This window comes from Micromonospora sp. HUAS YX12, assembly GCF_040215685.1.
Taxonomy (GTDB): domain Bacteria; phylum Actinomycetota; class Actinomycetes; order Mycobacteriales; family Micromonosporaceae; genus Micromonospora; species Micromonospora tulbaghiae.
Genome location: NZ_CP157974.1, coordinates 1,531,094 through 1,548,004, shown reverse-complemented (window position 1 = coordinate 1,548,004; position 16,911 = coordinate 1,531,094). Strand labels below are relative to the sequence as shown.

The window sequence follows — 16,911 nt, the reverse complement described above, 5'->3', positions numbered from 1 at the left end:
TCTTAACGCCTCCGGTAGAGGAGGGGGCCCCTATTAACAACTGTGGGCGCCGTCAGCGGGTCGGCCAGGTGCGCCAGCTCTGCCAGGACCGGCTCGGCGTCGGGCCGCGCTGCCCCTGGTAACGGGAGCCGTAGACGGCCGAGCCGTACGGGTGCTCGGCCGGCGAGGAGAGCCGGAAGATGCAGAGCTGGCCGATCTTCATGCCCGGCCAGAGCGTGATCGGCAGGTTCGCCACGTTCGACAGCTCCAGCGTGACGTGGCCGGAGAAGCCCGGGTCGATGAAGCCGGCGGTCGAGTGGGTCAGCAGGCCCAGCCGCCCCAGGCTCGAGTTGTGTGTGGGAATGAACGATCGCCCGGCGAGGAACATCCCGCGTGGATCGTTCACCTCGATGCAGCGAACAGGTACGGATTCCATCGGCTGTACGGCGACGATCGATCGAAATCGGTGGAAGCGATCGAGCTTCTGCCTGGCCAGTTTCCGAGGAAGCCGGAAAACCGGAACATGCGGCGTGAACTTCACCTGGTACGCCGGGCCCTTGTCGACGCCGTTGAGCATCGCCCGCTTCTTTCGTTTGACTGGTCGAAGGCCGAGGCTGGCGGCCAGTTCGACCACTGCGTCCGTCAGATGTTCCCTGGTGCTGACGAACTCACACCGACCCCGGTCATCGACGTGACCATCGGTGTCCATCAGTCCCTGTAGCAGGGCCACGCGCTGACTTATGTCCGCGGTCAGGTACAGCTGCGGCACATGCTTGTTCCCCAGCACTCCGAGACGTCTGAGGCAGCTGGAGAGAGAGTCGTTAGGCATGAACCTACCGGTGCTGTCGTCGCGGGTATGGCCCGTTCCACCGATCCGGTAGCCGTATGGGGCGGCGGTCTTCCGCACTAGGTAGCCAGCCCGTCGGATCTCCTCAAGGATCGGCTCGTCGGCGCAGGTGAACTCGGCGTTGGCGGATGTCCCGTCGCCGAGCCACGCGCCCAGCACGTACGGATCGATGGGCAGCTCGCGGGTGGGATATTGAACTGGCTCGGCGAGTGCGACTTGGTGGTTGACCTCGCCGTCGCCGTAGTGAAGGTCCGAGGCGATCTCCACGGTCGTCCGGATCATCCCGCCGGTCATCGTTCCGCGGGCGATTCGCTTCCGCTCCACCCGCGTGGTCGTCATCCAACGGTGATCGGCGTCGGCGACGATCGACTCTCCGTCGGAGAATGTGACGCGAAAGCATGGGCGGCCAGACATGACCTCAGTGGCAGCACGAACCAGTACCGGGCGGCCGCGATCATCGAAGACGTGGTCACCGACCTTGAGATCGCCCATGACGGTCCAGCCGGAGGGTGTCGGCACCGGCGTGTCGAGCGCGAGCGCCTTTCCCTCCAAGCGTCCAGCAAGTTGGTTGCCCAACGTGATGACTTCTAGTGTGGAGGCGAGGACGAACTCACCCGGATGCAGCACGAACGGGTGCCCGTCGGCCACGTCGATCGCCGACGTCAGGTCGTCCTGCTGGATCGACGGGTCGATGTGCGTGTAGAGGTGGTTGTTGAAGACCCGGAACAGCCGGTCCAGGCGTACGTCGATGCTCGACGGCTGCACCAGCGTGGGCTCGAAGGGCTCCAGCGCGAGCGTGCCGGCCTTGATCTCGGAGACCAGGTCGCGGTCGGAGAGCAGCATCGGAACACCATAGCGACCGGTACGGGTGACCTGCGTGTCGCACTACATCTTCGTACACGTGTTCGATAGAGTGTCCACATGGCTTCCTGGTCCGAATTCGCCGCCGACGAGCCCCGCCTCGCCGACGAGATCCGCCTCCTGATGCAGCAGTACGGGCCGGGCTTCGGCTACCTCGCCACGGTCCGCGCCGACGGTGGCCCCCGGGTGCATCCCGTGTCCCCGGTGATCACCGACGACGGTCTCTGGTGCTTCGTCATCGACTCGCCGAAGCGCCGCGACCTCGAACGCGACGGCCGCTACGCGCTGCACTCGTTCCCACCGGAGGAGAGCGACGACGAGGCGTACGTCGCGGGCCGCGCCCGGCCGGTGACCGACCCGGCCACTGTGGCCCGGCTGGCCCGGATCGCCCGCGCGTCGCCGCAGGGCGACTGGCGGCTGTTCGAGTTCACCGTCGAGGCGGCGATGCTGACCCGGCGCGACCCGGTGGCCCAGCCCGGCGCCGCCCCGCCGCAGGTGCGGGTCTGGCTCGACCCGCGCGGGGCCGAGCCGGCCCGGCGGGAGCCGGTGGCCGCGGAGGGCCGGCGCGGCCGGCACGGCTTCGACACCCGCCGCCCGGCCGCCTGACCCGGCCCGAGGCGAAACGGTGCCGGCCCCGTCCGAGGACAGGGCCGGCACCGGTACGCGGTACGACGGTCAGGCCGCGCGGTAGGCGTTCCACGCGCTGAGCATGCGGCTCGCCTGGCCGGCGGTGAACTGGTACATGCAGGAGTCGTACGTGTAGTCCATGAAGTTGGTGATCGGGTCCTTGCCGGCGGTCGAGCAGGTGTCGCGGCCGGTCGGGCACTGGTAGGCCGGGGACGCCTCGGCCGGGGTGTCGGAGACGCTGTCGCCCGAGCCGGAGCAGCCGCCCTGGAAGGTGTGGTAGAGGTTCAGCCAGTGGCCGACCTCGTGGGTGCCGGTGTCACCCTGGTTGTAGTTGGTCGCGGTGCCGCCGGGCAGCGACTCGTTCAGCACCACCACGCCGTCCATCTTGTCCAGCGTCCGCTTCGGGAAGGTGGCCCAGCCCAGCAGGCTGTCGCTCAGCTCGCCGAGGTAGATGTTCAGCGTGTTCTTGCCGCCCTCACGCAGCGAGGTCTTCATCGAACGCTCGGCGGAGGAGCCCTGCACGATCGGGTACCACGACGGGTTGGTCACCCGGTTGATCTTCGTGAGCTGGAACCCGAAGGCGGTGGCGGCGCCGCCGGTCGAGCCCGCGTACGACTGGTTCAGCACGGTGATCTGCTGGTTGATCATCGAGTCCGTGATGTTGCCGCCGGCCCGGGTGCTGTTCTCCTGGATGACGTGCACGACGACCGGGATCGTCACGGTGGCCAGCGGGGCGACGGCGCCGGTCCGGAAGCCGGCCCGCTCGCGCTGCGCGGCGGCGAGGTCCGCCTCCCGTTCGCGGACCTGCGCGGCGGTCAGGTGGTTCGGGTCGAGCTTGGCGTTGCCACCCTTGGCGACGCGAGCGTTCGCGTGCTCGTCGGCGTGCTCGTCGGCGTGGGCGTCGGCCGGCTCGGCGCACACCTCGGCCGGGGCGGCCGAGAAGGCCGAAGCAGCGGGGACGACGCCGACGGCGGCGGTGCTGAGCAGCAGCGCGAGGGTCGACGTCGCGACACCGGCGGTACGCCGGGTCAGCAGGTTGGGACGGAGTCCCATGGGCCCACCTCTTTCTGACGGCGTGGCAGGGGGTGTGTCACGCCGGTTCGGAAACGTGGGGCAGACGTTACATCCCATCGACGCATTTGAGAACGGCCATATGTTGCCGACGTGCAACATCGCGCGTGGGGGTACCTGGGTGCACGGGCGTGGTGACCTCAGGTAGAGTGATGCCGCCTGCGGGTGTAGTTCAATGGCAGAACATCAGCTTCCCAAGCTGACAGTGCGGGTTCGATTCCCGTCACCCGCTCCACGATCGAGGCCCTGGCCAGGACGACAGTCCAGCCAGGGCCTTCGATATTTCCAGGTCAAGGATCATGCCGCGTGCCATTGGCGTGCCATTAGCCCCGAGCGTCCGCGGCATCGTCCGAGCCCTCGCCCTTGTCGATGGCAGCGTTGTTTGCCGACCTCTCCAGGCGTTGACAGCAGCGACCTTGGACAAAGGGGGATGCGGAGGGGCGGCAACAGCTTCCGCGCCAGGTGTTGAGAACCGACGCGTACCGTCTTGGACGGCTGCGCCGAGGCTACGGATCTCAGGAGCCCAGGCATCAAGCCCTGCGGCGCATCGCCTTACGTCGTGATTCAATGCTCACAACCCGATCGGGGCTTTCCTGAGTCGGCCCGACTTGGCTTTCGGCAGCACGAGTTAGCTGAGGGGTGGGGGCGATTGCCCTCAAGACGGTCGGGTGAATTGCGAGCTTTTCCGACCCTTGAACGTACGGGCGCGGTCCAAAACGGCGGGACAGCAACGTCCACAACAACTTCGGTGATTCGTGTCCTACAGAAACCGGCTCACGCTTCCTCCAGCCCTTTGCCGATAGCTGCACGAACAGTGAGTTTTTGCGAGTGTCGCCAATCGCCCCGACCGTATGACCTCGCATGATCAAAGCCTGGATGGAAACACCCCAAGTCGCCTTGAGTCTTGCGTAGTCCGAAAGCGAAAGTGCATCCGACATGCTGGCCTGGGCGCGGTCGAGAGGCATTAGCAAGGCCGTGGCGAAGAGGTTAGCTTCCTCTTCTGCTTGGTTATGGGTAGTGCGGGGTCGGAAGGTGTGGAGCACCAGATGTCCGAGCTCATGCCCCAGTGTGAAGCGGTCCCGGTCACCTTGGTGTCCGGGGAAATAGCCGATCAAGGCTGTAGCGCCGAGGCCGCCCCAGTGTGAGACACCGAAGTGCCCGACCGCGGCTTGCTCTTCTCCGCCGACGTCCGGAAGGACCATCGGTGCCACTGCAATGCCGGCACGTTCAAGCGCACGAGTCAGATGCGGGATGGGCTTGTCAGGCGCGAGCTGGAGCGCCTCTCGTGTCTCGCTGGCCAGCTGTTCGATCTCGGCGTTGGTTAGGGGCGCCTCTCCAGACGCGAAGGGAAGTGACGGGGTGGGATAGCCCTCGGCGTCTACCAGGTCCTCGGTAACGCGGTAGCTCTCACCGTAGATGGCGTGTACCCGCCGAGTCGTCGTCTTCCTGGCTGCAGACGACTTCCTGAATCGAAGGCTGTCGAGCGGGACAGACGAGGGTCGCGCCTGGAAGAAGCTGACGGGTGTGCCGGTTGCGTCAGCGATCTGCTTCAGCTTGTCGTCTGTTGCGTCTCTGCTGGCGGTTTCCACCTCGGAGATCCAGGGCTGGCTGACGCCAGACACCTCGGCTAGCTGACTCTGGGTTAGCCCAAGGATGTCGCGCAGGGTTTTTAGCCGCTCACCCGGCGCTGCCGCCAGCATCCTCGATCCCGCCTTCCAGTTCATCCTCGTTCGGGATGTTTAGCTCCATGCCTTCGTCCGAAGGCTCGAACTCTAGTGCAGCAAGATCCTCTGCCGTCTCCGGCAGGATGAAGTCGATGTCCGTCTTGGCGTGATCCCCCCACTTCCAGTTTCCAATGGGCCTGACTACCCGGAAGGTAGGAACGCTGGTTTTCGGGTCGATTCGCCACACGAACAACAGCCGGTCATCTGGTGGGCCGAAGAGCCGCTGCTGCAACAGCGTGAAGAGTGGAGGGTTGCGGTAGTAGGCCTGACGTGCGGCGTTGCTACCGGCGGGAGGGACGTCCGAGTCGCGGACCGTATGAAGAAGCCGCACCCGGTAGTCCCCGTCGGTCAGCCAGAGCTCGCCGTTGCGCGCGTGGTTCCCGGCCAGCCTCCAAGGGTCGATGTCCAGCCCGCTCAGTCGGAGATGAGCGAATGCACGGACGCTGTGCGTCGCGTACCACCCGTACTGCGGCACCTCGTCAAACTCAGGCAGCGCGGCCCGGCGCCGCTGGTCGGCCCACGTGAAGACGTCATGCAGGGGTTCGCAGAGCGGCGTGAGAGCTGCGCGGATCCGCTCGACGTCCTCGTTAATCATGTCGGCGATATTATCAGCAAGATTCTTAACGCGGAAGTAGCGACTCGCGTCGACGTGTCTGGCAGCGGCGCGAGGCAAGGAGAGCCGGCGACGCCCGCCTGCGGCAGATAGGACCGGCATGCCATTACCGTGCCATTGGGCCAGGACAGCAGGGTCCAACCCAGGCCGCGCGAGACCGTGCGGTGGCCTGGGTTTCGCGGTGGAAGTTGTCGCGCCGGACGAGCTCAGGCGTGCTGTGGAAGGTTCCGATACCTCGACCTTGGCGAGGTCGCGAACCTCCTCGCGGAACTTACGGAAGTTCCGGTTACGACGTCCGGAAGGAAGAGATCCTGGACGGGCTGCTCGTCGGCGCGCTGATCCATGACGCTTTTCGGCGGAAGGTCACCGAGGCTCCATCCGACTTCGGGTTCGATGCCTCAGTTCCTCACTGTCCTGCTCCGGTTCAACGTCAGCCCAGGTAGTAAGCGGCTCTCCACCGGGTTTGCTCGGCTACGGAGAAGTCGTCGAAGTCGCCGGCGGCCTCGCAGTCGAGTAGGTAGCGGAGTGCCTCTGTCGCATCGTCGGAGCCGTTGGCCTCCAGGTACGCCTTGGTGGCGTCCAGTCCTGCTCCGCAGAGCAGTTGGACGTCGATCGAGCCAGTGGGCATCCCAGCTCGATTCCTTGGCCTGCCAGATGACGAGCACGTCGCTGAGCTGGCCGGCGATGTAAGGCAGGTCGGCGCCGGTCGGTCGCAGACCGAAGCGGCGAATGCTTTCGTCATCGTTCACGGTTCTCCCTTGCTCGACCTGGCGCCGTCCGCTGGCGCCGTCCGCTGGCGCCGTCGGACGCCAGGCGTGAAACCGCCGCCTATGGTTCTGCGCATGAGTGAGAATGCGTTCGTCTTCCCGGCCGCGGCCAGGGCGAATGCGTTGCGGCTCCTGGGTTCCCTCGGTGAGACCCAGCCCGATCAGTGGGTCGCGCCGGGCCCGGTCTTCCTCTGGCTGGTGGAGGAACACCGTGACCTGTACGTCGACTGGGAGCCCGACATGGTGGCGGAGCTGGAGCGCGCTGTCGGCAAGCGGCCGGCGTGGGCGGTCCAGGTGAACTACCGGTTGTCGCGGCGGCAGGAGGCGGTGGCAGCGATCCGGACGCTGCTCGGACGCGGTGGTGTCGCAGTGGACGACTTCGTCGATCACGTCTGGACAGTCCAGGAAGTCGAGACCGATTCCGTCGTCCGTGGTGGCAGATTCGGCGAGCCGCCGGTTCGCGGCTGACGTGCGGACGAGGTAGGGCGACTGTCGCTGGCGAGCACAGCGGTGAGCACCGGAAGAAGCGGCTCATGGGCGAGGCGCAGGCCGGCGAGGTCGGACGCCTCGAACCATGCCACGGCGTCGTGCTCGTCCGGCGCGGCGTTGACGGGTGTTCCGGTCCAGCTGTCGATGAACCAGATCTGCATGTCCATCGCCTCCCCCTCCTCGACATGACCTCCCGGCAGATCCCACACATCGGGGTAGTGACGGCGTCCGGCGCTTCGATGGCACAGCAACACGCGGTCGCCGTCGCGAAGAACGGCCGTCACGATCCGGACCCGACCCGGGCCGTCAGCGGAGATGGTCATCGGCACATTTTGACCCATGTGGATGTCCTGCGAGCCGGGCGCGAGGCCGTCGCTCGACGCCGGTCGTCGGTACGATCGCGCGATCTCTATCTGTTGATCATCCTGGAGGAACCATGCAACTGCGCCTGAAGTACGCGCCCGTCCCGGAGAACGCAGCCCGGTTCGCGGGCGACATCGTGGTGTCGGCAGCCCAGGTCAGCGGTGTGCACCTGGACTACACGCCGGACAGCCTGACCTCCGTGGACGCCATCCTCGACGGCTTTCGGGCCGAGGGCCTCACCGCTGGACAGATGGCAGAGACTCTCTTCGGCTTCGGTTGCTATGTCGGCGAGGTGCTGACCCGGCATGCCGGTGGACGGTGGCGCACTACGGCGGCAGACGAACTGGCCGTCGTCGGATGGCCCATGGTGGTCGAGCTCGGCGGGCAGGGCTGGTGCAATCCGATCGCGAAGGCCTTCAAGCGACTGGAGAACGGTCCGGAGGACAGCCTCCGGTACTTCTATGCCGTGTTCGCACCGGACGGAGCCCGCTAGGGAGGGCACCGTAGCGCTGATCTCGCCCCCACCGTCGGCCGATCGACTGACACAATGCGGCGTGCGCTCGCGTCTACGGTTGATCAGGGTGACGACGACTGCGGTCCAGGTACGGGAGGCGGCCACCGTCGACCTGCCCACGAGCGCGGAGGCGGCCTTCGGCTTCATGGAGGATCCGGCCTCATTGGTGGTGCTGGACGACTCGATTGAGCTCGGCGTCACCCTGCCCGGCCCGAAGGGAGTCGGAGAGATCCAGGCGTTCGTGGATCGGACCCCCAGCGGTCGAACGGGCATGATGCACGAGGTGGTCGAGGTGGAACCGGGGCGCCGCGCCGTCACCCGCAACCTGACGGTCGGCTGCCCCAGCGGCGGCGTGCTCACCGTTGTGCCGCTCGGGCCCGACTCGTGCCGTCTCACCCAGGAGTTCTGGGCAGAGCTCCCGGCAGGCACACTGGTGGGCACCGATGCGGAGGTGCGCCACGAGTACCGGACGTTGCTCGCCGACCTGATGCGGCGGCTCGCCGCCTGGGCCGCTCACGCGCCCGGGGACGCCACCTAGGCCAAGGCGGATCTCCGGAGCCGGTTGAGATGACACGTACCATCGTGATGTGCGACCTACCGAGCCGGTGCGCTTCGGTTCGCCTGCCTGGGATATCACGGTCCCCGCACGACCGGGCCGGTTGGCGGGGGTCACCATGGCGGGGTTCAGCGACCGGGCTGACGCCTCGGTCGAGGTCGAGGTCGTGCCGCACCCCGCAATCATGATGATCTTCGACCTCGGCGATCAGCCGCTCGTCGTCGACGACGGTCGTGGACGGCAACAGCGAGGCTGCGTCACCGCCGGACTCGCGCCGCCCCCTGGTGCGCGAGCACGCGGCCAGGCCGGAAGCTTCGCGTGCCTTCAGGTGCGGCTGTCGCCCGTGATCGCGCACGCGGTCCTGGGCGCCACGTCGGAGCTGAGCGGGGCCGTGACAACCCTCGACGACCTCTGGGGGCGGGACGCCGCGCGAATCCGGGAGCGGCTGCGCGCCGCCCGATCCTGGGACGACCGCTTCGCGATTGCCGAGGTGGCGCTGGCCCGGCGTCAGGACGCGGGCCGCGCGGTCGACGCGGAGGTCGCCTTCTGCTGGAGGCGGATGGTGGCCGGCGGGGGACAGGTGCGGGTCGAGCGGTTGGCGGCCGAGGTCGGATGGAGCCGCAAACGGCTGTGGGCCCGGTTCCGGTCCCAGATCGGACTCACTCCCAAGCGCGCCGCCCAGCTCATCCGGTTCGATCGTGCGGCCCATCGCCTCGCCGCGGGTCACAGCGCCGCAGCGGCGGCGGCGGACAGCGGTTACGCCGACCAGTCCCACCTCCACCGAGACGTCATGACCTTCACCGGAGCGACACCCGCGACCGTGGCACGCGCACCGTTCCTCGCCGTCGACGATGTCGCTTGGCCCGTCCGGCCCTGACGCCCGAACCGTCTGAGGTCCGTCCGGACATTCGTTCAATCCACCGGCATGCCCCGGCTGTGACAGTGAGTCCACAGCGTCTGCACCCCGGAGGACTCCATGAGAGGCAAGGCCCCACTTGGCACCCGGATCCTGAGGGACACCCTGGACTGGGAAGCTCTGACCGACGAGCAGGTGATCGCCGCGCGCGAGAAGGCCAACCGCGCGGCGTCGTCTCCTGTCGCACGGATCATCACCGGGTTCCCTGACCGCCGCGCACGCATCGAGGAAACCTCCATCGATCTTCCAGGTCGCCGTCTGACGCTGCGGGTACACCGCCCGAAGGCCACCGGACCGGGCCTGCCGTTGGTCGTCTCGTTCCACGGCGGAGGTTTCTTCGCGGGTACCGCTGCTCAGAACGACTGGCTCAACAGCCACCTCGCGGCCCGGTGCCCGGCGGTGGTCGTCTCGGTGGAGTACCGCCTCGCCCCGGAGCACCCGCTGCCTGAGCCGATCGACGACGGCTACGACACGGTGGTCCGGCTCGTCGACGACGCCGCGCACTGGGGCATCGACCCCGCGGCCGTCGCAGTCATGGGCGAGAGCGCCGGTGGCACGATCGCCGGACTCATCGCCTTGCGTGCCCGCAAGGACGGCCCACCGCTGCGTGCACAGGTGCTGCTCTACCCGGGCACGGACTGGACGGAGAGCATGACCGAGTACCCCTCGATCACGGAGAACGCCGACAACCCCACCCTGCCGGTGTCCCGGCTACGCGCGGCCCGCAAGCTGGGCGTGCCACCCGCCCTCGACCCGCGCAGTGTGTCACCCGTCAAGTTCGACAGCCTCGCCGGACTGCCACCGACACTGGTCATCACAGCCGCCCTGGATCCGTTGGCCGATCAGGGAAGCCGCTACGTCGAACGACTGCGCGAGGACGGCACCGACGCTTGCCTGACCTGCTACCCGAGGGCCACCCATACCTTCCTGAGCACTCCTGGTCTGGTGCCGGCCGCCCGGCCGGCGCGCCGCGAGACAGTCGCCTTCCTGCGCAGTCACCTTCACCCGGTGCCGCGAAGCTGAGACGGTAGGGCGCACACGAAGGCCCTGGTCAGGAACCAGGGCCTTCGACGTCACTCAGGCCACGGGCGCCCGGCGCGCCGTCGCGAGAGCTATTTGTCCCACCGATCGGCGTAGGGCAGGCCAAGCAGGCGAATGTCATCGAGCAGTTCGATCGACGCGTTGTGCTCTCGCAGTGCGGCCGGCGCGTGTCGTATCACCCACAGTGACAGCGCGGCGCCCCACGTGTCCTCGTTGTGCCAGCTCGACCAGGGGAGCCCGTCGCCCAGCAGGTCGTCCATCCACTCATCCACGGCCGTGACCAGCCGTCGTCGGGCCACCGCGTCGGCCAGCGACCCCGTCCAGACAGCCAGCCACGGGGTGAGCTTGCCGGTGGTCTCGGCGATGAGTTCCAGGGCCTCGTGGGCGGGCACCTTCGCATCGGGCTCGACCAGGACATGCAGCCACCAGGCGTCCAGGAACTCCCGCAGAGCGTCCCGCTGCCCTTTGGGCCACTCCTGCCAGCGGGCGGTGGTGAACAAGTACCCGAGGCTCTCCATCCCGGCCATGGGCATCACTCGGCCGGCCACGAGGCTCCTGGTCAGTTGGGGCAGGATCCGGCGTAGCAGCGGGCCGGGATAGCGCCAGTCCGTGGTCCGGTACGTGCGACGGAGCAGGTCCTCGTCGAGCGGCACGTCCGGCGTCTTCAGCAGTGCCAGTTCCTCCGCGCTGCCCCAGTGGCACTCGCAGTTGGACTCCTGCCGGTGCGCCGTCATGCCCTGGAACGTGGCGGCCACACCCGCCAGCGCCTCGTTTAGGAAGCCGTCTATCTCAGTCCGATCGGGGATCATGGCGAATCCGCCTTCGAGGACTCCGGAAGGCGTACGCCCGCCGAAGAGGATGATCTTACGGGCAGTCTCGGGTCGTTGGTTCCTCGGAGCCGGCGATGAGTTGCGGGTCGTTGACGGGTCTGACGGGGCGACGGAGCAGTGACCGGAGGAGCAGACCCATGGGCAAGCTGATCGTGACGAGTTCCTGACCCTCGACGGCGTGGCGCAGGCGCCCGGTGAGCCCGACGAGGACCGCGAGGGCGGCTTCAGCCACGGCGGCTGGCAGATGCCGCTGCTCGACGACAAGTCCGGCGCGGTGATGTTCCAGCAGGCGAGCGGCATGGACGCGCTACTGCTGGGCCGCAAGACGTACGACATCTTCGCCGGCTACTGGCCCAAGGCGCCCGCGGACATCCCCTTCACCGGGCTGCTCAACGGCGTGCCCAAGTACGTGGCCAGCCGCACGCTCGCCGATCCGCTGGCCTGGGAGAACTCGTCGCTGGTAAAGGGTGACCTCGCCGAGCGCGTCACCGAGATGAAGGCCCGCCACGACGAGGTGCACGTGATTGGCAGCCTGGGCCTGGTGCAGTCGCTGCTGCGGCTCGGCCTCGTCGACCGGCTCAACCTGTGGTTGTACCCGGTGGTGCTCGGCACCGGCAAGCGGCTGTTCGGCGAGGGCACGGTTCCGAGCGCGCTGCGGCTCACCGAGTCGGTCACCCACGCCCACGGCACGCTGCAACTGACGTACGAGCCGGCCGGTGCGCCCGCCTACGGGGACGCGGCCGCGTAGGACGCGCGGAGGTCGAGCGTGTGCCGAAGGCCGGGCTCCCCGCCCAGCTTCACCTGATGATCCGGCACGAAACCGGCACGCCGGAGCACCGCCAGTGAGGCCGGGTTCGCCAGCGCCGCCGAGGCGACCAGCCGGCGCAGCCCGTACTCGGTGCGGGCCAGTTCGCAGACGCGCCGTACTCCTTCACCGGCGAGCCCGCGCCCGGCGGCGCGCTCGGCCACCCGGTAGCCCAGCTCGGCGCCGCCGTCGGCGACGTCGACCAGGTTGAACCGCCCGAGCACGGTGCCGTGGTCGCCGACCAGCACGTGGAAGTGGCAGGCGCCGCGTTCCTGCTCGTCCAGCAGGGCCGCGTGCCGGGCGGCGTACCCGGTGAAGAAGTCGTCGCCCCGGTCCGGGACGTACCGGGCGAAGTACGCCCGGTTCTCCCGCTCGAACCGCAGCACGGCGGGTGCGTGGTGGGCGGCGAGTCGTTCCAGCTCCGGCATCGGACCAGGTTAGGCGCCGGCCGGATAGCAGCGCAGTTCGATTGTGTTGCCGTCCGGGTCGCTGACGTAGACCGAGGTGCCGGTGCCGCGCGCGCCGAAGCGCGGGACCGGGCCGGTCAGCACGGTGAACACGCCGGAGTCGACCACCCGCTGCCAGTCGACCGGCTCGACCACCAGGCAGAAGTGGTCCAGGTTGGACCCGCCCGGCTCGCCCTTGACCAGGTCGATGATGGTGCCGGCGTCGACGCGTACGGACGGGAAGGGCTCCTCGCCGGCCCGCCACCTGTCGACCCGTACCGGGGCCAGGCCGAGCGTGCCGCAGTAGAAGCCGAGTGAGCGCTCGACGTCGCTCACCGAGAGCACGAGGTGGTCGAACGCGGTCACCGTCACGAGATCGTTGTGCATGCCGTCAACCCTGGTCCGGCGCGCCGCCCGGACCAAGCCCGGTCCGGACTACGATCGTTGACCCGCAGGCAACGACGGAGGTGCTCCGGTGCTGGAGCGGTACGAGATCGACACGTTCCTGACCCTGGCCGAGGAACTGCACTTCGGGCGGACCGCCGAGCGGCTGCGGGTGAGCACCGGGCGGGTCAGCCACGTGGTGCGCAAGCTGGAGCGCCGCATCGGGGCGCCGCTGTTCGAGCGCACCAGCCGGGTCGTCCGGCTCACTCCGATCGGCGCCCGCCTGGCCGAGGAGATACGCCCGCTGGTGGCCGGCATCGAGGCGGCGGTGCAGCGGGCCGTGGACGCCGGGCGCGGGCTCACCGGCGAGCTGCGGGTGGCGTACGTCGGTGAGTCGACGGCGCCGGTGCTGCTGCGCGCGGTGGCCCGGTTCACCGAGCGCCACCCGGACTGCGAGGTGCACGTGCACGAGGCGCCGCTGGCCAGCACCCGGTCGAGCCTGCGGGACGGCACCATCGACGTGCTGATCGCCTCGTACCCCTTCGACGGCATGGCGAACGGCCCGGTGCTGATGCGCGAGCGCCGGGTGCTCGCGGTGGCCGCGGGCCATCCGCTCGCGGGCGAGGAGTCGGTGTCGCTGGAGGTGCTCGGCGACCATCCGGTGGTGCAGTACCCGGCGGTGACCTCGGCCGCGTTCAAGCAGGACCGCACGCCGGACCGCACCCCGGCGGGCCGCCCGGTGCCGAAGGGCCCGGTGGGCGGCAGCTTCTCCGAGATGCTGGCGCTCGTCGCGCTGGGGCGGGGGGTGCTGCCGGTGGGCGAGCAGACCCGCCAGTTCTACGCCCGTCCGGACCTGGCCTACGTGCCGATCCACGACGCGCCGTCGATCTGTCGCGGTCCGGTGTGGCCGGCCGGGAACACCACTTCCCGGGTACGCGAGTTCGTCCGCGCGGCGACCGACGCCAACCCGCTCCCGCCGGACTGACCCCGTCGTACCCGGGTGGCAGCATCGGCGGGATGCGGGACGAGATCCGGGCACTGGTCGACGAGCTGACACCTGGTGACGAGCAGGAGGCGCGGCATCGGGAGGCGGCGCTTGTCTGGCTGGCCGGTACGGAGGACATCTTCCGGCGGGTCAAGCCGCGTACACCGTCGCCGCACCTGGTCGCGTACTTCCTGCTCCGCGACCCGGCCGACGGCGCGGTGCTGCTGGTCGACCACCGCCTCGCGGGCATGTGGCTGCCGAGCGGCGGTCACGTCGAGCCGGGCGAGCATCCGGCCGACACGGTGCGCCGCGAGTTGCGGGAGGAACTGGGCGTGACGGCGGTCTTCGCGCCCCCGTTCGGTGGGCGCCCGGCGTTCCTCACCGTCACCGAGACGGTCGGCCCGCCGGAGCAGCGGCACACCGACGTCAGCCTCTGGTACGTGCTCTCCGCCCACCGCGATCAGCAGTTCACGCCCGATCCGGTGGAGTTCGCCGGCATCCGCTGGTGGACGCCCACCGAGGTGGCCGGGGCACCGGCCGGCACGGTCGAGCCGCATCTGGGCCGGATGCTGACCAAACTGGCGGCAGCGACGCCTTGACCCGTCCCCTGCGGCAAGGCCCAGCGTGATCAGTGCCGGTCGCGGTGACCGGCACGAGGAGCGCGAGGGAGGACACGGTGCGACTGCTGACCATCGGCGCGTTCGCCCGGGCGGCCGGCCTGAGCGCCAAGGCGTTGCGCATCTACGACGACTGCGGGCTGCTGCCCCCGGCCGCGGTGGACCCGCACTCGGGTTACCGCTACTACGCGCCGGAGCAACTGGACCGGGCACGGCTGATCGCCGGGCTGCGCCGGGCCGGGATGCCGCTGGCCGAGATCCGTACCGTCTGCGGCCTGCCGCCCGCTGCCGCCGCCGAGGCGCTCGACGCCTGGTGGCGGCGGGTCAGCGCGGACACCGCGGCGCGCGGCCGGGCCGTCGCGCTCCTCGCCGACAGGCTCAGCGAGAGGGGCACCACCATGTCCGAGACCACCTTCCGGTACGCGACGCGCTGCGAGACCGGCACGGTCCGCGATTCCAACGAGGACACCGCGTACGCGAGCGCGTCGCTGCTCGCTGTGGCCGACGGCGTACACGGTCCGGCCGGGTCCACGGCCAGCGCGGCGGCGGTGGACGCGCTGCGGCCGTTGGAGCGGGCGGGCACGCCGGAGGCCGATCTGCTCGGCGCGCTGGCCGACGCGGTGACCCGGGCCGACCGGGCGGTACGCGCGCACGCCACCGACGCCGACCAGCCCGCCACCACGCTCACCGCGCTCGTACGGCGCGGCACCCGGCTCGCGCTGGTGCACGTCGGGGACAGCCGGGCGTACCTGCTGCGCTGCGGCGAGCTGTCCCGCCTCACCCAGGACCACACGTACGTCCAGACACTCGTGGACCAGGGGCGGCTCACGCCGGCCGAGGCCGGGGCGCATCCGCAGCGGGCGCTGCTGGCCCGGGCGCTCGGCGCGGGTGCCGAGGTGGAGGCGGATCTGGCACTGCGTACGGCGCTGCCCGGCGACCGCTACCTGCTCTGCTCCGACGGCCTCTCGGCAGTGGTGGACCCGGGCGCGCTGCACGCCGCGCTGGCGGAGGCGGACGCCCCGGAGACCGCCGTCGAGCGCCTGGTCGAGCTGGCGTACGCGGCCGGCGCGCCGGACAACATCGCCTGCGTGGTCGCCGATCTGGCGACGTGATCCGCCGCGACCCGGGTCGGGGTGTCCGACCCGGGTCGTACCCTGGCGGGCATGCGAATCGGCATCGTGATCCTGCCCGACCAGCGCTGGTCGAAAGCACGCCGGCGGTGGGCGCAGGCGGACGAGTGGGGCTTCGACCACGCCTGGACCTACGACCACCTGGGCTGGCGTGACCTGGTCGACGGGCCGTGGTTCGACTCGTGGACGACGCTCACCGCGGCGGCCGGCGTGACGTCCCGGGTCAAGCTCGGGACGCTCGTCGCCTCGCCGAACTTCCGGCACCCGGCGGCGTTCGCCCGGCAGGTGACAGCGCTCGACGACGTGTCCGGCGGCCGGCTGCTGCTCGGCCTGGGCGCGGGCGGCATCGGCTTCGACTCGGCGGTGCTCGGCGGTGAGACGCTGCCCCCACGGCAGCGCGTCGACCGGTTCGCCGAGTTCACCGAGCTGCTCGACGCGATCCTGCGCGAGGACGGCACGACCTGGCGCGGGGAGTGGTTCACCGCTGTGGACGCCCGCAACAACCCGGGGTGTGTGCAGCAGCCCCGGGTGCCGTTCGTGGTGGCCGCGAACGGTCCCCGCTCGATGCGGCTGGCCGCCCGGTTCGGGCAGGGCTGGGTCACCACCGGGCTCGGCGGCGACGACGTCGAGACCTGGTGGGGCACGGTGGCGGAGTTGTCCGAGCGGATGGACCGCACGCTGGAGCAGGCCGGCCGCGACCCGGCGACGCTCGACCGCTACCTCTCGCTCGACTCGGCTCCGATGTTCTCGCTGACCAGCGCCGACTTCTTCGCCGAGCAGGTGGCCCGGGCGGCCCGGCTGGGCTTCACCGACGTGGTGACGCACTGGCCCCGGGCCAGCAGCTGGTATGCGGGCGACGAGGCGGTGCTGGCGGAGGCGGCGGCGATGCTGCCGGAGCTGCGCCGGGCCGGCTAGGTGCCGACGCTGCCCTCGGTGGAGACCAGCCGGAACCGGAGGCAGACGACAGGGGTGTCGTCGGTGACCGGCGTGCCCTGCCGGGCCCAGTAGGCGCCGTGGCCCTCGCGCCACTCCTCGATCGACCGGTCGCCCTCGCCCTCGGCGCGGGCGAAGTCCCACGGCACGTCGGCGAAGCGCACCACCTCGACGCCGGTGACCTCCACCACGCCGACGAACTCGTCGTCGTCGTCGACCAGGACCAGTCGCTCGCCGACGTACTCCAGTTCCTCGTTCTCGTCGTCGTACTCGTGGACCAGCCCGGCGGTGGCGGTCTTCACGCCGGAGAGCACGAGGGTGTTGAGCCGGGTACGCAGCTCGCCGGGCGTGCCGAGGGCGAGTGCGCGCAATCCACCGATGCGGGGCCACATGCCGACGACGTTACGGGACGC

At 69.5% G+C, this 16,911-nt stretch carries 20 protein-coding genes, 1 tRNA gene and 3 pseudogenes; 12 read left to right on the top strand and 12 right to left on the bottom strand.

Translation table 11 applies throughout. The features are described 5' to 3' along the window. Positions 1 to 52: 52 nt before the first annotated feature. From dcd to ABIH81_RS07750, 3 pseudogenes are all read right to left on the bottom strand, one after another. Positions 53 to 328, bottom strand: a pseudogene (gene dcd / locus ABIH81_RS07760) (dCTP deaminase); the annotation flags it as partial. 243 nt (positions 329 to 571) lie between these two features. Further along, positions 572 to 688, bottom strand: a pseudogene (locus tag ABIH81_RS07755) (hypothetical protein); the annotation flags it as partial. Positions 689 to 1,363: 675 nt separating this feature from the next. Continuing rightward, positions 1,364 to 1,669 (bottom strand): annotated as a pseudogene (locus tag ABIH81_RS07750) (dCTP deaminase); the annotation flags it as partial. A gap of 78 nt (positions 1,670 to 1,747) precedes the next feature. Here ABIH81_RS07750 and ABIH81_RS07745 point away from each other — a divergent pair. Then, a complete protein-coding gene (locus tag ABIH81_RS07745) occupies positions 1,748 to 2,293 on the top strand; it encodes a pyridoxamine 5'-phosphate oxidase family protein (protein WP_349879673.1) in 546 nt (181 codons plus the stop codon). 69 nt (positions 2,294 to 2,362) lie between these two features. Here the strand turns inward: ABIH81_RS07745 and ABIH81_RS07740 are convergent, their stop codons facing one another. Further along, entirely contained in the window at positions 2,363 to 3,367 is a 1,005-nt protein-coding gene (locus ABIH81_RS07740; protein WP_349879672.1) for a zinc metalloprotease, read from the bottom strand. Between the two features lie 179 nt (positions 3,368 to 3,546). Between ABIH81_RS07740 and ABIH81_RS07735 the strand changes: the two genes are divergently transcribed. Next, positions 3,547 to 3,620: transfer RNA gene (locus tag ABIH81_RS07735), tRNA-Gly, on the top strand. A 295-nt stretch (positions 3,621 to 3,915) separates the two neighbouring features. Here the strand turns inward: ABIH81_RS07735 and ABIH81_RS07730 are convergent. The 3 genes from ABIH81_RS07730 to ABIH81_RS07720 form a co-directional block, all read right to left on the bottom strand. Next, positions 3,916 to 5,085 (bottom strand): XRE family transcriptional regulator, encoded by a 1,170-nt coding sequence (locus tag ABIH81_RS07730; RefSeq protein WP_349879671.1) that lies wholly within the window; start codon positions 5,083 to 5,085, stop codon positions 3,916 to 3,918. Continuing rightward, positions 5,063 to 5,704, bottom strand: coding sequence for a hypothetical protein (locus ABIH81_RS07725; RefSeq protein WP_349879670.1), 642 nt, complete (start codon positions 5,702 to 5,704; stop codon positions 5,063 to 5,065). The genes ABIH81_RS07730 and ABIH81_RS07725 overlap by 23 nt, the downstream gene beginning before the upstream one ends. Before the next feature lie 448 nt (positions 5,705 to 6,152). After that, positions 6,153 to 6,350, bottom strand: coding sequence for a hypothetical protein (locus ABIH81_RS07720; RefSeq protein WP_349879669.1), 198 nt, complete (start codon positions 6,348 to 6,350; stop codon positions 6,153 to 6,155). 214 nt (positions 6,351 to 6,564) lie between these two features. Between ABIH81_RS07720 and ABIH81_RS07715 the strand changes: the two genes are divergently transcribed. Then, positions 6,565 to 6,957, top strand: coding sequence for a hypothetical protein (locus ABIH81_RS07715; protein WP_349881035.1), 393 nt, complete (start codon positions 6,565 to 6,567; stop codon positions 6,955 to 6,957). Here ABIH81_RS07715 and ABIH81_RS07710 read toward each other — a convergent pair. Then, positions 6,876 to 7,301 carry an NUDIX domain-containing protein gene (locus tag ABIH81_RS07710; protein ID WP_349879668.1) on the bottom strand — a complete coding sequence of 142 codons (426 nt, stop codon included), beginning with the start codon at positions 7,299 to 7,301 and terminating at the stop codon, positions 6,876 to 6,878. The genes ABIH81_RS07715 and ABIH81_RS07710 overlap by 82 nt on opposite strands. Positions 7,302 to 7,414: 113 nt before the next feature. Between ABIH81_RS07710 and ABIH81_RS07705 the strand changes: the two genes are divergently transcribed. The 4 genes from ABIH81_RS07705 to ABIH81_RS07690 all read left to right on the top strand — a co-directional run bounded on the left by ABIH81_RS07705 (position 7,415) and on the right by ABIH81_RS07690 (position 10,350). Beyond that, positions 7,415 to 7,834, top strand: a complete 420-nt coding sequence (locus ABIH81_RS07705) for a hypothetical protein (RefSeq protein WP_349879667.1) — start codon at positions 7,415 to 7,417, stop codon at positions 7,832 to 7,834. An 88-nt stretch (positions 7,835 to 7,922) separates the two neighbouring features. Further along, positions 7,923 to 8,393, top strand: a complete 471-nt coding sequence (locus tag ABIH81_RS07700) for a hypothetical protein (protein WP_349879666.1) — start codon at positions 7,923 to 7,925, stop codon at positions 8,391 to 8,393. 49 nt (positions 8,394 to 8,442) lie between these two features. Beyond that, positions 8,443 to 9,288, top strand: a complete 846-nt coding sequence (locus ABIH81_RS07695; RefSeq protein WP_349879665.1) for a helix-turn-helix domain-containing protein — start codon at positions 8,443 to 8,445, stop codon at positions 9,286 to 9,288. Positions 9,289 to 9,387: 99 nt separating this feature from the next. Further along, a complete protein-coding gene (locus tag ABIH81_RS07690; RefSeq protein WP_349879664.1) occupies positions 9,388 to 10,350 on the top strand; it encodes an alpha/beta hydrolase in 963 nt (320 codons plus the stop codon). An 89-nt stretch (positions 10,351 to 10,439) separates the two neighbouring features. Here the strand turns inward: ABIH81_RS07690 and ABIH81_RS07685 are convergent, their stop codons facing one another. Further along, on the bottom strand, positions 10,440 to 11,177 hold the full coding sequence (locus ABIH81_RS07685; protein WP_349879663.1) for a hypothetical protein: 738 nt from the start codon (positions 11,175 to 11,177) through the stop codon (positions 10,440 to 10,442). 199 nt (positions 11,178 to 11,376) lie between these two features. Between ABIH81_RS07685 and ABIH81_RS07680 the strand changes: the two genes are divergently transcribed. Beyond that, a complete protein-coding gene (locus ABIH81_RS07680) occupies positions 11,377 to 11,946 on the top strand; it encodes a dihydrofolate reductase family protein (protein ID WP_349879662.1) in 570 nt (189 codons plus the stop codon). On the opposite strand, the gene ABIH81_RS07675 is transcribed toward ABIH81_RS07680, so the two are convergent. Together ABIH81_RS07675 and ABIH81_RS07670 are read right to left on the bottom strand one after the other, a co-directional pair. After that, entirely contained in the window at positions 11,925 to 12,431 is a 507-nt protein-coding gene (locus ABIH81_RS07675; RefSeq protein ID WP_349879661.1) for a GNAT family N-acetyltransferase, read from the bottom strand. The genes ABIH81_RS07680 and ABIH81_RS07675 overlap by 22 nt on opposite strands. Before the next feature lie 9 nt (positions 12,432 to 12,440). Then, the gene (locus ABIH81_RS07670; RefSeq protein ID WP_349879660.1) at positions 12,441 to 12,836 is read right to left on the bottom strand and encodes a VOC family protein; all 396 of its coding nucleotides are present in this window, start codon (positions 12,834 to 12,836) and stop codon (positions 12,441 to 12,443) included. An 88-nt stretch (positions 12,837 to 12,924) separates the two neighbouring features. Here ABIH81_RS07670 and ABIH81_RS07665 point away from each other — a divergent pair, with 88 nt between their 5' ends. The 4 genes from ABIH81_RS07665 to ABIH81_RS07650 all read left to right on the top strand — a co-directional run bounded on the left by ABIH81_RS07665 (position 12,925) and on the right by ABIH81_RS07650 (position 16,480). After that, positions 12,925 to 13,818, top strand: a complete 894-nt coding sequence (locus ABIH81_RS07665; protein WP_349879659.1) for a LysR substrate-binding domain-containing protein — start codon at positions 12,925 to 12,927, stop codon at positions 13,816 to 13,818. A gap of 32 nt (positions 13,819 to 13,850) precedes the next feature. After that, a complete protein-coding gene (locus ABIH81_RS07660) occupies positions 13,851 to 14,417 on the top strand; it encodes an NUDIX domain-containing protein (protein ID WP_349879658.1) in 567 nt (188 codons plus the stop codon). 77 nt (positions 14,418 to 14,494) lie between these two features. Then, positions 14,495 to 15,547, top strand: a complete 1,053-nt coding sequence (locus ABIH81_RS07655) for a MerR family transcriptional regulator (RefSeq protein ID WP_349879657.1) — start codon at positions 14,495 to 14,497, stop codon at positions 15,545 to 15,547. Between the two features lie 51 nt (positions 15,548 to 15,598). Then, positions 15,599 to 16,480, top strand: a complete 882-nt coding sequence (locus tag ABIH81_RS07650; RefSeq protein WP_349879656.1) for an LLM class flavin-dependent oxidoreductase — start codon at positions 15,599 to 15,601, stop codon at positions 16,478 to 16,480. Here the strand turns inward: ABIH81_RS07650 and ABIH81_RS07645 are convergent. Further along, a complete protein-coding gene (locus tag ABIH81_RS07645) occupies positions 16,477 to 16,890 on the bottom strand; it encodes an ASCH domain-containing protein (RefSeq protein ID WP_349879655.1) in 414 nt (137 codons plus the stop codon). The genes ABIH81_RS07650 and ABIH81_RS07645 overlap by 4 nt on opposite strands. Positions 16,891 to 16,911 lie beyond the last annotated feature (21 nt).